General features: G+C 65.3%; 11 protein-coding genes. 1 reads left to right on the forward strand and 10 read right to left on the reverse strand.

Annotation, left to right across the window (positions count from 1 at the left end; genetic code table 11):
• Positions 1 to 25 precede the first annotated feature (25 nt).
• The 10 genes from AVKW3434_RS00115 to cyoA all read right to left on the reverse strand — a co-directional run bounded on the left by AVKW3434_RS00115 (position 26) and on the right by cyoA (position 13360).
• Positions 26 to 1009, reverse strand: coding sequence for an aldo/keto reductase (locus tag AVKW3434_RS00115; RefSeq protein ID WP_284403372.1), 984 nt, complete (start codon positions 1007 to 1009; stop codon positions 26 to 28).
• Between the two features lie 59 nt (positions 1010 to 1068).
• Positions 1069 to 4887 (reverse strand): non-ribosomal peptide synthetase, encoded by a 3819-nt coding sequence (locus tag AVKW3434_RS00120; RefSeq protein ID WP_284403374.1) that lies wholly within the window; start codon positions 4885 to 4887, stop codon positions 1069 to 1071.
• A 787-nt stretch (positions 4888 to 5674) separates the two neighbouring features.
• On the reverse strand, positions 5675 to 6223 hold the full coding sequence (locus AVKW3434_RS00125) for a BON domain-containing protein (protein ID WP_284403376.1): 549 nt from the start codon (positions 6221 to 6223) through the stop codon (positions 5675 to 5677).
• A 197-nt stretch (positions 6224 to 6420) separates the two neighbouring features.
• Positions 6421 to 6957: a response regulator transcription factor gene (locus tag AVKW3434_RS00130; RefSeq protein WP_284399448.1), complete on the reverse strand. Its 537-nt coding sequence runs from the start codon at positions 6955 to 6957 to the stop codon at positions 6421 to 6423.
• Positions 6947 to 8284 carry an ATP-binding protein gene (locus AVKW3434_RS00135; protein WP_284403378.1) on the reverse strand — a complete coding sequence of 446 codons (1338 nt, stop codon included), beginning with the start codon at positions 8282 to 8284 and terminating at the stop codon, positions 6947 to 6949. Before AVKW3434_RS00135 ends, AVKW3434_RS00130 begins: the two co-directional genes overlap by 11 nt.
• The gene (locus AVKW3434_RS00140; RefSeq protein WP_502869003.1) at positions 8268 to 9167 is read right to left on the reverse strand and encodes an SURF1 family protein; all 900 of its coding nucleotides are present in this window, start codon (positions 9165 to 9167) and stop codon (positions 8268 to 8270) included. The genes AVKW3434_RS00135 and AVKW3434_RS00140 overlap by 17 nt, the downstream gene beginning before the upstream one ends.
• Complete coding sequence (gene cyoD, locus AVKW3434_RS00145; RefSeq protein ID WP_272564074.1) at positions 9164 to 9592, reverse strand: cytochrome o ubiquinol oxidase subunit IV; 429 nt, start codon at positions 9590 to 9592, stop codon at positions 9164 to 9166. Before cyoD ends, AVKW3434_RS00140 begins: the two co-directional genes overlap by 4 nt.
• Positions 9589 to 10230, reverse strand: coding sequence for a cytochrome o ubiquinol oxidase subunit III (gene cyoC, locus AVKW3434_RS00150; protein ID WP_284403380.1), 642 nt, complete (start codon positions 10228 to 10230; stop codon positions 9589 to 9591). Before cyoC ends, cyoD begins: the two co-directional genes overlap by 4 nt.
• Positions 10223 to 12226, reverse strand: coding sequence for a cytochrome o ubiquinol oxidase subunit I (gene cyoB / locus AVKW3434_RS00155; RefSeq protein WP_284403382.1), 2004 nt, complete (start codon positions 12224 to 12226; stop codon positions 10223 to 10225). The genes cyoC and cyoB overlap by 8 nt, the downstream gene beginning before the upstream one ends.
• Positions 12227 to 12280: 54 nt before the next feature.
• Complete coding sequence (gene cyoA / locus AVKW3434_RS00160) at positions 12281 to 13360, reverse strand: ubiquinol oxidase subunit II (RefSeq protein ID WP_272564071.1); 1080 nt, start codon at positions 13358 to 13360, stop codon at positions 12281 to 12283.
• 176 nt (positions 13361 to 13536) lie between these two features.
• On the opposite strand from cyoA, the gene AVKW3434_RS00165 reads away from it, so the two are divergent.
• A complete protein-coding gene (locus tag AVKW3434_RS00165) occupies positions 13537 to 14877 on the forward strand; it encodes an MFS transporter (protein WP_284399458.1) in 1341 nt (446 codons plus the stop codon).
• Positions 14878 to 14993: the final 116 nt, after the last annotated feature.

The following is a 14993-nucleotide window of genomic DNA, read 5'->3' on the forward strand; positions in this document are numbered from 1 at the left end:
AGAGGGGGCTCGGCCGGATGGCCCTTCACTGGGACCACGCGGTGGGCGAGCGGTCCCAGCGGTGCGCGCGCAGCGTCTGCAGCAGCGGAGCCTCCATCCGGCGCCCGTCGCTCACGCTCAGATTGGCCTCGACGTTGCGCAGCTGGCGCATGCCGGGAATCACCGTCGAGACTGCCGGGTGGTGCAGGATGAAACGCAGCGCCATCTCGGGCAATGCCATGCCCTCGGGCAACACCGTGCGCAGCCGCTCGGCGCGGTCCACGGTGGGGCCAAGGTTTTCCGGCCCGAAGTAGGTCGATCGCCAGTCCTCGGCCGGGAACACCGTGTCGTGGGACAGCGTTCCCGTCAGCCCGCCCTCATCGAAAGGCACCCGCGCGATGAGGCCGATGTCCTTCTGAGCAGCCACCTGGAACAGCCGGTCTTCCGGGGCCTGATCGAAGATGTTGTAGATCACCTGGATCACGTCGATCAGCCCGGTGTCGATGGCCCGCAGGCAGTTGTCCGGCTCCCAGCGGTTGACGCTGATGCCGATGCCCTCGATCAGCCCTTCGGCACGCAGGTCCCCCAATGCGCGCTGCCATTCTTCTTCGTCCGCCCAGCGATCTTCCCAGACGTGCAGCTGCATCAGGTCGATGCGATCCGTGCCCAGGTTTTCCAGGCTCTTCATCGTGAACTCGCGGATGTGATCGGCCGGAAAGACGTCCTGCAGGCGGTCACTCGGTCGAGGCGGCCATTCAAGGTTCTTCGGCGGGATCTTGGTTGCCACGTACAGCCGGTCGCCCGTGTGCGCACGCAGCAGGCTGCCCAGCATCTGCTCGCTGATGCCGCGCCCGTACACCCAGGCGGTGTCGAAGAAGTTGCAGCCCAGTTCCACCGCGCGCTCCAGGCAGCGCGGCGCCGTTTCGTAGTTGGCGCCAGTGAAGTTGCCCGGACCTCCCGCGATCCCCCACATGCCATAGCCCACTTCGCTCACCTGCCAGCCAAGCCGGCCCATCCGTCGATAGTGCATCGCGCCCACTCCTGTCGATCAAAGAAAAGAAATACGGGAAACCAAAGCAGTTGAGGGGATCAGCCCACGGCCGATGGCGCTGCGGCACCGGACCGGAGCAACTGCCGCGCGTAGCGGCCGATGGAGGCTGAGAAGTCCCTGCCGTCTTCCGCGGCCATGGCCTGCTCCAGCCCCGCACATTCGTCGCGCCGGAAAAGACGGGGGTTGTCCGTCAGCAGTGCGGACAGGGCGTCGGCGAAGGCCCGTTCATCGCCTGCGGCTGGCAACAGGCGGCGGACCACGGTGAGTGCCCGCGGGCCGCCCGCTGCCACGGCCGCATCGAGCCGCTCCATCCAGGCCGTGCAGGACACCTGCGGCATCGGGGTGCCGGCGGCTTCGAAGATCGTCGGAAAGGCCATTCGCTGTGGATGCAGCAAATGGAAGGTGCGGCCCCATGCCTGGGGCGAACGCATGGCGAGCACCACGCGGCGCGCCACGTAGTCCGCAGGCGACCAGTCGGAGACGATCTCCGCGGCCGGCCGGACCCCCAGGTGCGCGATGGCCGTCAGCAGAAAGTGGGTCAGCGCGCGCTCATTGGGCCGCTGAAGCATGCCCTCTGCGGCGGCCGGCATGACCTCGCCCAGCCGGTAGATCGATATATTGGCGCCTTGCCTTCGCGCTGCGTCGAGCAGGCGCTCTGCGGCCCACTTGGAGCGGCTGTAGCCACTGGCGGGCCGGACGCCCTGAGCGAGGTCGAAGTCCTCGGCGAGCGGCGAAGCCTGCAGCGCGGCGTGCTGGTCCAGCGTCCCGAGGGTGGAGATGTGGTGCAGCGGCTTGGCCCGGCCCTCCAGGGCCAGGCGCAGCGCCTCCCGGGTGCCCAGAACATTGGTCGCGCGGTGGGCGCCGTAGTCGTACAGAAAGTTGACCATCGCCCCGCAATGCAGCACGGCGTCGCACGATTGCGAGAGCTGGCGCCAGGCGGCCGCTTCCAGGCCGAAGGCCGGCTGGCCCAGATCGCCCGGAACGGCCACCAGCCGGCCTGCAAAGTCCGGCCGCCACAGGCCTCGTTCCTGCAAGTCTTTTTCCATTGCCGACTGTGCGTTGCCGGCATGCCGGCACAGGGCATGCACCGTCGCGGTGGCGTCGCTCGACAGGATTTCGCGAACCAGGTGGCTGCCCACGAAACCGGTGGCACCCGTCATGAAGATGCTGGAAGGCCGCCTTGGTGCGTTGTGGTCCGACCGGCGCGCTGCGACCCAGCCGGCGGGCAGCGTGGCATCGCGTTCCATCGCCTGTTCGTCCTGGGGTTCCTGGCTTTCTTCGCGGCCTTCGCAATGGCCCGGGGTGGCGCTGCGCTGTTTCGCTTCGATGCAGCCAGCGATCTGCCGCGCGGTCGGCTGCGCCATCAGTTCCGCGATGCGCACGGGCACGCCAAAGCGTTTTTCCAGCGACACGATCAGCGACACGGCCTGCAGCGAATCGCCGCCATGGTCGAAAAATGGATCGTCCGCGCCCAGGGCCGGCTGGTGCAACTGACGGCGAAAGACCGCCAGCACGGCATCGGCCAGCGAAATGGCCGCGTCTTGCTGCACGGACGTGTCCGCCGCGGTGTCCAGGGCAGGGCGCTCGAGCTGGCTCAGCAGCGCCCTGCGGTCGAGCTTGCCGTTGTCGGTGGTCGGCATCTCTGCCAGCAGCACGATGTGCCGCGGCACGGTGTGGCGCGGCAATGCCCCCCGCAGGTGGGATTCCAGCGCGTCGCGTGTCAGGCCGGCATCGCCGGCGGCAAACAAGGCCAGTGCCCGGTCGTCACCCTGGCCCACGGTCATCGCCTTGGCGTGGTTCACGCCAGGGCATTGCTCCGCGGCGCTTTCGATTTCGCCCAGTTCGATGCGCACCCCACCGACCTTCACCTGAAAATCCCTGCGGCCCGAAAAGCGCAGCCGGCCCAGGCTGTCGAAATAGCCGAGGTCGCCGGTGCGGTAGAGCTTGGCCCCCGCAATCGAGGCAAAAGGGTTGTCCACGAAGGCGGCCGCCGTGCGCTGTGCATCGTGCAGATAGCCGTTACCGACGCACACGCCGCCCACCAGCAGTTCGCCCCGGGCGCCGGGCGGCAAGGGCCGAAGCGCCGAGTCCACGACGACGACATTGCAGTTGTCGATCGGCCGTCCCAGCGGGATCGACAGTCCGTCGGCATCCTCGACCGGGTGGAACACCATTCCGATCGAGGTTTCCGTCGGACCATACGCATTGGTGATGCGCAGCGCTGGCAGGATGGCACGCAGCCGGTGCACCATTTGCGGCGTGATCTCTTCGCCACCCACCACCAGTTCACGCAGCGTGGCGAGCCGACGGCGGATGTCATGGCTGTGCTCTGCCAGCACCACCAGTTGGTTGAACACGCTGGGCACGAAATCCGTCATGTCGACGCCGTGCCGTGCAATCGTCTCTACCGTGCCTTCGAGGTCGAGGTGGGCCCCCTCCTGCGGAATCACGGTGCTGCCCCCGGCCGTCAGCGGCCAAAACAACTGCCATACCGACGAGTCGAAGGTGTGCCGCGTGTTCTGCAGCACGCACCGTATGCCGCCGTCGCGGTGGAAATAGCGCGTCATGAACTGGAACCGGTTGGTCAGTCCCGCATGGTTGTTCATGGCGCATTTGGGCCGTCCGGTCGTTCCAGAAGTGAAGATGCCGTAGATGGCCTGTTCAGGGGCAATAGGAGCCTGGATGCGGGCGGCCGAGGTGCCGTCGAGAAGGGCGACGTCGACCGCCACCGCACGGTTCCGGTGGCTGGCCGGTACGTTGGAAGCGTCGGTGCACAGCACCGTGTGGCTGTTCAGCGCCTCCAGGGCTTGCTCGCGACGCTCCATCGGCCAGCCCGGGTCCAGAGGAACGAACGCAGCGCCCAGCTTCATCAGCGCGAAGTAGCAGACGGGCAGCTCCAGGCTGTTGCCCAGCAGCACCGGAACGGGCGTGGCCGACCCGGTTCCCCGGGCTGCCAGCAGGCCGGCCAAAGCGTTGGCTTTGCCGTTGAAGTCCCGGTAACTGAGCGCTGAATTGCCGAAAAAATACGCTACCTTGTCCCTGTGGCGATCCGCCGATTGTTCCAGCCAATCGGGAATAGAAAGAAACGGTCCATATTCGTGTGAATGGCCGGAGAGCATATTGATTGCATATTGAAGCGATGCAACTCCAATGCCCGCTGCCTGCGACGCGGATATATTCTTGTCCCCCATCATGGTGCACAGGATTTCCAGATACATCTCGGCAATGGCATTGCAGGCCGGTGCTGCAAAATCGCGGGCATTGGCAATCACCACGGCGGACGCTATTTCATTTTCCAGTTGGCAGTGGATCAGAATTTTGGCGGATCCGATTTCAATGGGAGTGGTGTGGTCCGCCAGTTGCACCATAAGTGCACCATTTTCGGGAATTTTTCTGGATAAATCGATGAATGCACCAACTTGGTTGGCGGGGCATTTTCTCCATTGGGCATCGGTATTGGCAGGCCACAAGGCACGGAACATCGGTTGATGCACTGCCGGCCGCACATCGAAGCCCGACGTGCGTGGCACGCGGCTGCGCCAGAAGTCCAGCACCGCGACGGGGATTTGCAGGTCGAGCCGATCGCAGAGCTCGAATGCGGCCACGGCAGCCAACGCCCTGAAGTCCATCCGCGCTTCGCCGTCCGGCACAACCTCTGCCCGACGCGAGTACTGCCCCAGAACGTGGCTGCCGAGGGCGTAGGTGCCACCGGACATTTCTTTTTCTGTGGGACTTTCTGAAGGCTGCCTTGGTGCTTGGGGCTTTGCGCTGTTCACCGTTTCAGGAGCGATCGAAAAATGGCTTGAATCCACCCGCATTGGAATTCCCCTGTTTGTTTTCCATGTTCGCAACCCCATGCCTGCAGTGCTTTCGCAATGGGTGGATACCCATTGCGAAAGCAAAAGACAAAGCTTCGCCCAACTGGATAAATCCAGCGGATTAAAGCGATTCCTTTTTCTGAAGATCCCCGATCCCGTGCTTTTGGTCGATCTGAATTTTTTCGGGGGTTTTTGTTGCGGATTCAGTTTCTAAAAAAACAGGTTTGTTTGTCGATGCTTTTTTTGATCTTTATTTGTATGGTGTGTAAATTATTGTTTCTTTAACTGCTTTTTAATTCGCATTTTTATATTTCGGATAAAAGCCCGGCTGCTTTGCCGCATTAACCGTGGGTTTTTGGGGTTTTTTTAGAGGATTCGAAGCCGTGCGTTCGCTTTGCTTGCGTTATCTGCTCAGCCACGCCGCTTGCTGGCGAAGCTAAAAACACTCGCATCGATATTGGTTCATGGCGACCTGCAGGATCGCCTTCCCCTCGGCTGAGCAGACGGATTTGGGCATGGGTGGGCCTGAGAAACCGCTTTTGGGAGCCTTGAACTCAGGAATGGACGGCCGCGACGGGCATGGAGGCGGCGCAAGCGCTCCGCTTTCGATGGAGCGGCTTGGGATGAACCTGCTGAAGCGGCGTCGGGCAACGCGCAGATGGCTGCCGCTCCGGCTGCTGGTGCCGCGCGTGCGAACGTGTGAGTGGGGCGCCTCGTCGATTCCAGGGCGCTGGGCGGGCGACTCAGGGCGATGGCATTCCGGTGCCAGATCAGCACCCACGGCCCTTGGACAGATCTGCCCAGGGGGCAGATGGATCGGTGGTGGCTAAGGCTTTGCCTCGGCGGCAGGGGATTGCGCCGCCGGTGCCAGCGGGTAGCGGATCGCATCAGGGGGACCGAGCACCGCCATCTGGTCGATCACCGTGACCACATCGGCCGTCTCTGCCAGTTGTTTCACGAATGCCTCCCGGTCGAAGTCGGCGGCCACGCAGCCCTGTACGTAGATGATGCGTCGCTGGAGCATGAGCCACAGGGTCGACTTGAGGTCCCATTGCGTCTGCTCCGCGATGTGGGTAAGTCGCCGTTTCACGGCCTCGCTGATTTCGCCGTCGTACCGATAGCCGCTGGACAGGCGGCAAGTGCCCTGGATGTAGCAGCTGTTGCCGCGTTCGGCGCGGTAGTGTTCCTCGCGCTGCCATTCCTGCCGGGTCAGCAGCGGCCCCAGGGGTTGCGGGCAGTCCGCCACGGCGTGGGAGATCTGAAAGAAAGGGTCGTTGCCCCAATTGCGCAGGTCTTGGTCTGCGCGTGCGGGCGCAATGAAAGCCAGAGCCAGCATGGCGCTGGCAGCCCAACGCGCCTTTTCGGATTGCCGCATGGTGTTTGTTCTCCCTTGGTGTCGATGAGCCTCGCCGGCCTTCAGCGGCGGCCTGCGCTCTCCTGCCTGCGCCAGATTTGGCCAAGGCCCCGCTGTCAGGTCAGCGTGAGCGTACCAATGCTTCCGATCGGTGTCGATGCTTGTACAGGCAGGCATGGCCGGCATCCCTCTGAGCAGGGTGTCCGGTGGAGCGGGACTCAGTTCACGCGCCGCTTGTCCAGCTTGCGTGCCAGGGTGCGCCGGTGCATGCCGAGGCGCCGCGCGGTTTCCGAAATGTTGAAGCCGGTTTCGGCCAGCACCTCGTGGATGCGCTCCCATTCCAGCGTCTTGATCGAGCTGGAGCGGTTGGTGAGTTCCACTTCGATGTTGCCCTCGGTCAGGCCGAAGGCGGCCTCGATGTCGTCGGTGTTGGAAGGCTTGGCGAGGTAGTGGCATGCGCCGAGCTTCACGGCCTCCACGGCCGTGGCGATGCTGGCGAAGCCCGTCAGCACGACGATGAGCATGTCTTCGTTGGCGGAGTGCAGTTTCTGCACGCAGGCCAGGCCCGAGGCCTCGCCCTTGAGCTTCAGGTCCACCACGGCGTAGCCCGGCGTGTGCCCGTCCAGCAGCGCCTCCACCTCGGGCAGGTTGGCCGCATGCAGCACGTGGTAGCCGCGCCGTTCGAACGAGCGCGCCAGCGTGCGTGCGAAGGCCTCGTCGTCCTCCACGATCAGCAACAGGCGGTCAGCGTCCATGGTCCGGGGTCTCCTGCAGCGCGACGGCTGCCAGCGGAAGGGTGATGGTGACGGCGGCGCCGCCGGCCGCACGGTTGCGCGCGGTGATGGTGCCTCCCAGGGTGCGCGCCACGTTGGTGGCCAGATACAGCCCCAGCCCGCCGCCCGGCCGGCCCTTGCTGGACTGGTAGGGCTTGCCGAACTGCTCCAGCATGGCCGGGGTGAAACCGGGGCCGGCATCGGTGACGGTGATGAGCAGGGCACCGGCCTCCTGCTCAGCCGCCAGGCCCACCCAATGCGGCGACGCATCCCGTGCATTGTCCAACACGTTGAAGACCATCTGCTGCAGGGTGACATCCGAGACCATGGGGCGGTCTTCGCCGAACTGGTTGTCGTAGGCGAACGTGCCCACGGGCCGCGTGCTGCGCCACTCCTCGGCCAGTTGGTCGAGGAAGGTGCACACGGTGGTCTGCATCGATTCCTCGCCCCGGGTTTCTCCGGCCGACAGCAGGATGCCGCTCACGATGGTCTTGCAGCGCCGCACCTGGGCCTGCATCTCGGCGATCTCGGCCTGCAGCTCGGCATCCTGCGCCAGGGCCGGCATGCGGCGCCAGTCGCCCAGGATCACGGCCAGGGTGGACAACGGCGTGCCCAGCTCGTGGGCCGCACCCGAGGCCAGCAGCCCGGTGCGCACGATGTGGTCTTCTTCGGCGGCGCGCTGGCGCATGGTGGCCAGCCGGGCATCGCGCTGGCGCAGGTTGCGGCCGATGCGCGTGATGAAGATCACCAGCAGCACGGCGTTCAGCATGAAGCACACCAGCATGCCCAGCACGTACGGGCTGTACAGCCCCCGGTCGTGGTCCAGCGGCAGGGCGAGCGGGCGGCTGAACAGGGCCAGCCCGCACAGGCAGGCCACCGTCATGGCGACGATGGTCCAGGTGTAGCCCGCTCGCAGCAGCACGGCGGCCAGCGTGACCTGCAGCAGGTACAGGAAGACAAACGGGTTGGTGGTGCCGCCGCTCAGGTAGAGCTGGGCGGTGAGCATAGCCACGTCCACCACCATGGCGAAGAACAGCTCCACGTTGCGCACGCGGCGGCCGATGCGCCAGCGCAGCAGGCTGGCCGTGTTGAACACGACCAGGGCGCCCAGCACCATCAGCATGGCCTGCAGCGGCAGGATGATGCCCAGGCTGTAGTGCACCACCTCGATGGTGAAAAGCTGCCCGATCACGGCGATCCAGCGCAGCTGGATCAGCTGCTGCAGGTTCTTGAGCCCGGTGGAGTCCGCCACCGCCGCCCGCGTGCGCGGCGCGGGCCGTTCGGCCGGGGCGTCAGGGGAGTGCGGCATCGGTGGCGGGCGAAGCGTGATGCTGGCGGCGCCTGCGGTCGTCGCGCCATACGTACCAGGCACCCGCTGCCACCATCAGGGCCAGCGTGTACCAGGTGATGGCATAGACCAGGTGGCTGTTGGGGAAACGCACCACCGTCAGGCCGCCGACGGGCCATTGGAGGGCGTCCGCTGACGTGCCCGTACCCGTGCCCGTGGCGGTGGCGGTGGCGGTGGCGGTGGGTGCAGCGGAGCGGGGTGCGGCGTCCTCGTCCACGAAATAGGGCGCGATGCCTGCCACCCCGCGTGCGGCGGCGATGGCGGCCACATCGCGGGAGAACCAGCGGTCGGCGGCGGGGTCGTTGTGCCGCAAAAACCCGCCTCCGGGCTCGCTCAGTCGCAGCAGGCCGGTCACCTCGGTCTCGCCCTGGGGCGCGGGGGCGGTGCGTGCGGCAGGATCGCGGGCCTCCGGCGGCACGAAGCCCCGGTTGACCAGCACGGCCGTGCCATCGGCCTGCCGCAGCGGCGTCACCACCCAGAAGCCGGCGCCCAGGGTGGTGTTGGCCTGTACCAGCGCCTCCTTGGCGTGGTCGAAGGTGCCGCGAAGGCGCACATGGCGGTACTCGGCGTCGCGCGCCGCATCGGGGCTGCGCTGCCATTCGGCGGGGGAGGGGGGGGCGGTGGGAGCGGCATGGATGCGTTGCTCCACGCGCTCGATGAGATCCAGTTTCCAGGCGCGGCGTGCCACTTGCCAGCTGCCCAGCGCCACGAGCGTGGCGAACACCAGCAGCGCGCACACCCCCATCACGGCCAGTCCGGCCCGGGAGCGGGGCGGGGCGGGCCTGTCCGCGCCCGTGCCGGGCGCGGGAGGGGATGCAGTCGCGCTGCCGGAGATCGGGGTCAAGGCATGTTCTTCATGTCGTGGATCGACATGGGCATCATGTTGTGGTTAAGGTGGAACATCACCCACAGCGAGCCCGCCAGCGTGATGACCACGAGCACGACGGTGAAGACCAGCGCCAGCATGTTCCAGCCGCCTTCGGACTTGGTGTTCATGTGCAGGAAGTACACCATGTGCACCACGATCTGCACCGCGGCGAAGCCCAGGATGACCAGGGCCGTGGTGCTCGACTGCTCGAACACCTTGCCCATCACGAGCCAGAACGGAATGGCGGTCAGGATGACCGATGCGACGAAGCCGATCACGTAGTCGCGCATGGAGCCGTGGCTGGCGCCATCGTCTTCATGGTGGTGATCGTGGTGGTCGTCGTGGCCGTGGTGGCCATCGTGGGTGTCGGTGAGGTTCTGGTGGTTGTGGGGGGTGCTCATGGCAGGACTCCCATCAGGTAGACGAAGGTGAAGACGCCGATCCAGACCACGTCCAGAAAGTGCCAGAACATGGAAAGGCACAGCAGGCGGCGGCGGTTGGCGGGGGTCAGGCCGTGCTTCTTGAGCTGGAACAGCAGCACGACGAGCCAGATGATGCCGAAGGTGACGTGCAGGCCGTGCGTGCCCACCAGGCCGAAGAAGGCCGACAGGAACGCGCTGCGCTGCGGGCCGGCGCCTTCGTGGATCAGGTGGTTGAACTCGTACAGCTCCAGGCCGATGAAGGCCGCGCCCAGCAGGCCGGTGATGGCCAGCCACACGATGGTGCGGTTGACCTTCTTCTTTTGCATCTCCAGCATGGCGAAGCCATACGTGATGGACGACAGCAGCAGCATGGACGTGTTCAGCGCCACCAGCGGCAGGTCGAACAGGTCGGCGCCGGACGGGCCGGCGGCGTAGCTGCGGCCCAGCACGCCGTAGACGGCGAACAGGCAGGCGAAGATGAGGCAATCGCTCATCAGGTAGATCCAGAAGCCCAGCAAGGTGCCGTTCTGCGGATGGTGCTCTTCCGTGAGGTGGAAGACCGGTTTCGCCGGGGCGCCCGAGGCGCCGGGGTGGTGGAGTGCGGTGGTATCAGACATGGCTGGCCAGGAGACGGGTGCGATCGGCTTCGGTGCGGGCAACGGTTTCCGCATCGATGTAGTAGTCGCGTTGGTAGTTGAAAGTGTGGGCGATGCTCACGACCAGCAGGGTGGCGAAGGACACGCCGGCCAGCAGCCACATGTGCCAGATCAGCGCGAAGCCCAGCACCGTGCAGATGCCGGCGATGACCACGCCAGCGGCCGTGTTCTTGGGCATGTGCACCGGGATGAAGCCGCCCAGCGGACGCTCATAGCCGCGCTGCTTCATGTCGTGCCAGGCATCGTTGTCATGCACTTGCGGCGTGAACGCGAAGTTGTAGGCAGGAGGGGGCGACGACGTGGACCACTCCAGCGTGCGGCCGCCCCATGGGTCGCCCGTCGTGTCGCGCAGGGCTTCGCGGTTGCGCCAGCTGACCACCAGCTGGATCAGGAAGCTGCCGATGCCCAGGGCGATCAGCACGGCGCCGAAGGCGGCGATCTGGAACCAGATCTGCAGCGACATGTCCTCGAAGTGGCTCATGCGGCGCGTGACGCCCATCAGGCCCAGCACGTACAGCGGCATGAAGGCCATCCAGAAGCCGATCAGCCAGAACCAGAACGAGCACTTGCCCCAGAACGGGTCGAGCTTGTAGCCGAAGGCCTTGGGATACCAGTAGTTGATGCCGGCGAACAGGCCGAACACCACGCCGCCGATGATCACGTTGTGAAAGTGGGCGATCAGGAACAGGCTGTTGTGCAGCACAAAGTCGGCCGGTGGCACCGCCAGCAGCACGCCGGTCATCCCGCCGATCACGAAAGTCACCATGAAGCCGATGGTCCACAGCATGGGCACCTCAAACTTGATGCGGCCCTTGTACATGGTGAACAGCCAGTTGAAGATCTTCGCCCCGGTCGGGATCGAGATGATCATGGTCGTGATGCCGAAGAACGAGTTCACGCTGGCGCCCGAGCCCATCGTGAAGAAGTGGTGCAGCCACACCAGGTACGACAGGATGGTGATCACCACCGTGGCATAGACCATGGAGGCGTAGCCGAACAGCTTCTTGCGGCTGAACGTGGAGACGACTTCGGAGAACACGCCGAACAGCGGCAGGATCAGGATGTAGACCTCAGGGTGGCCCCAGATCCAGATCAGGTTCACGTACATCATCGAGTTGCCGCCGAAGTCGTTCGTGAAGAAGTTGAAACCGGCGTAGCGGTCCAGCGACAGCAGCGCCAGCACGGCCGTCAACACCGGGAAGGCGGCGACGATCAGCACGTTGGTGCACAGCGAGGTCCACGTGAACACGGGCATCTTCATGAGGCTCATGCCGGGCGCGCGCATCTTCACGATGGTCACCAGCAGGTTGACCCCGGACAGCAGCGTGCCCACCCCCGCGATCTGCAGCGACCAGATGTAGTAGTCCACCCCCACGTCCGGACTGTGCAGGATGCCCGAGAGCGGCGGATACGCCAGCCAGCCGGTCTTGGCGAACTCGCCCACGAACAGCGAGGCCATCACCAGCACGGCGCCGCTGGTGGTCATCCAGAAGCTGAAGTTGTTGAGGAACGGGAAGGCCACGTCGCGCGCGCCGATCTGCAGCGGCACCACGTAGTTCATCAGGCCCGTGACCAGCGGCATCGCCACGAAGAAGATCATGATCACGCCGTGGGCGGTGAAGATCTGGTCGTAGTGGTGCGGCGGCAGGAAGCCGGGGTTGTCGCCGAAGGCGATGGCCTGCTGCATCCGCATCATGATCGCGTCGGCGAAGCCGCGCAGCAGCATCACCAGCCCGAGGATGATGTACATGATGCCGATCTTCTTGTGGTCGATGCTGGTGAACCACTCGCGCCACAGGTAGCCCCATAGCTTGAAGTAGGTCAGCGCACCGAGCACGGCGATGCCGCCGAGCACGACGGCGGCGAACGTCGCGATCAGGATCGGTTCGTGCAGTGGGATGGCCTCCCAGGAGAGGCGGCCAAAGATAAGTCGGGTGAGGTCTGTAGGATCGGACATCGGAGGTCGCGTGCCGTTGGCGCGTGAAAAGTGAGGGGTCTGAACGCGTGCCGCTTAGATCGGCTGCGTGGCAGGGGCCGGGGAGGCCGTCGCGGCGCCCTCGGGGTTCGTGACGGTGCACATGGCGCCCACGTAGCTGCGGGCGGGCGTGTCGGCCAGGCCCAGGCGCGAGCGGGTGGCGTCATCCAGCGAGGCCACGTTGAACGAACCGGGCTTGCCCAGGCCGCCATTGGCATCGATCGCCATCATGTCCTTCATGCACATGCGGTTGGCTTCCACGCAGCGGTTCAGGATGGCGTCGTACAGGCCGGGGGCCACGGTGGCCCAGCGGCGCACGGGGTCGCGTTCGCTGGGCTTTTCCAGCTGCAGGTAGCCGTCGCGGCCCAGTTCGCCGCCGGCGTCCTTGGCCTGCTTGACCCACTGGTCGAAGCCCGCCTGGTCCACGCCATGGAAACGGAAGCGCATGCCCGAGAAGCCCGCGCCGCTGTAGTTGGCGGAGAAGCCCTCGAAGTTGCCCTGCGCGTTGATCACGGCGTGCAGTTTGGTTTCCATGCCCGGCATGGCGTAGATCTGGCCGGCCAGGGCCGGGATGTAGAACGAGTTCATGACCGTCGAGGCGGTGATCTTGAACTGGATCGGGCGGTCCACCGGCGCTGCGATCTCGTTCACCGTGGCGATGCCCTGCTCGGGATACAGGAACAGCCACTTCCAGTCCAGCGCGACGACCTCGATCACCAGGGGCTTGGCGCCTTCCGGCACGGCACGGCCTTCGCTGATGCGGTCCAGGGGGCGGTAGGGGTCCAGCTTGTGGGTGCTCACCCAGGTGATGGCCCCCAGGGCGATGATGATCGCGAGCGGCGCCGACCAGATGATGAGCTCCAGGCCCGTGGAGTGGTCCCAGTCCGGCTGGTACTCGGCCTCGGTGTTGGCCTGGCGATAGCGCCAGGCGAACAGGAAGGTGAGGAAGATCACCGGCACGATGATCAGCAGCATCAGAACGGTCGAGACGATGATCAGATCGCGCTGCTGTGCGGCGATGTCGCCGGAGGGGCTGAGCACGACGGCATTGCAGCCGGCGAGCAGCGCGGCCGCGGGCACTGCGAGCAGTCCGCGAAGTCGGTGGGTGGAGGGCATACCGGGCAAGAAAGGTGGAAGGCGGCACGGATGGCCGCGGGAAGGCGTCGAATCTACGTGAAAACCATTGTGGTGTGAATGGGACGTTTTGTCCTACAGTGGGTTGCGGCTGCCAGAGACAGTTCACTGGCCCGCCAAAGCAAAAACTGCTGGTGCATTCAAAAAGGAGCACGCCGATGACCACATTGACACAGCATTTTCCCGGATCTTCATCGCGCGCCACCACGGAAGAAGACTCCCGGCCCGTACAGAACGGACACTCCCCCGTCGCTCCCGAGGAGATAGCGATCGGCGTGGTGATCGGCCGCGCTTCCGAGTATTTCGACTTCTTCGTCTACGGCATCGCTTCGGTGCTGGTCTTTCCCACCGTGTTCTTTCCCTTCGTGGACCGGCTGCAGGGCACGCTCTACGCCTTCGCCGTCTTCTCGCTGGCCTTCGTCGCACGCCCCTTCGGCACCGCGCTGTTCATGGCCATGCAGCGCCGCTGGGGCCGTGGCACCAAGCTGACGGCCGCGCTGTTCCTGCTGGGGTTTTCCACAGCCGGCATGGCTTTCCTGCCCGGGTATGAAAGCCTGGGGGCCTATTCCATCGTGCTGCTGGCGCTGTTCCGCATCCTGCAGGGGGTGGCGATGGGCGGTTCGTGGGACGGATTGCCCTCGCTGCTGGCGCTGAACGCGCCGGCCAGCCGCCGCGGCTGGTACGCCATGCTGGGCCAGTTGGGCGCGCCCACTGGCTTCATCATCGCCAGCGCCCTGTTCCTGTTCCTGCATGCCAGCCTGTCGACGGAAGACTTCATCTCGTGGGGCTGGCGCTATCCGTTCTACGTGGCCTTCGCCATCAACGTGGTCGCGCTGTTCGCCCGCCTGCGCCTGGTCGTGACGGATGAGTACACCAAGCTGCTGGAAGAGCGCGAACTGGAACCCACGCCCATCGGCGAGATGGTGCGCACCCAGGGCTACAACGTCTTCATCGGCGGCTTCGCGGCGCTGGCCAGCTACGCGCTTTTCCACCTGGTGACCGTGTTTCCCCTGTCCTGGGCGGCCCTGTACCCCGAGCAGCCGATCAACGACGTGCTGTTCGTGCAACTGATCGGCGGCGTGCTGGCCATCGGCAGCATGATCGCTTCCGGCGTGATCGCCGACCGCCTGGGCCGGCGCACCACGCTGGGCGTGCTGGCGGTGATGATCGCCGTGTACAGCGGGTTCGCGCCCGCGCTGATCGGCGGTGGCGCCGTGGCGTTGGATGCGTTCATCCTGATCGGTTTCGTGTTGCTGGGCTTGTCGTACGGCCAGGCGGCCGGCGCGGTGACGGCCAATTTCGCGTCCAAGTACCGCTACACCGGCGCGGCCTTCACCGCCGACCTGGCCTGGCTGGTGGGCGCGGCGTTCGCACCGCTGGTGGTGCTGGGCCTGTCCGCACACTTTGGCCTGTTTGCGGTGAGCCTGTACCTGCTGTCGGCTGCGGCCTGCACGCTGGGGGCCTTGAGCGTCAACCGCATGATCGAACGGCGCGACTGAGATCGGGCCCACGCGGAGGGAGGGCCGGCGCACGGCGCTGTTCGCCAACGTGGGTCAGTGGTATTTGCTATTGAAAAAGTAGCAGAATGCCCTAGAAGAATATGGGTTTCAGGCCA

The sequence above is a fragment of the Acidovorax sp. SUPP3434 genome, from assembly GCF_030159015.1.
In the GTDB taxonomy this organism is placed as follows: domain Bacteria; phylum Pseudomonadota; class Gammaproteobacteria; order Burkholderiales; family Burkholderiaceae_C; genus Paracidovorax.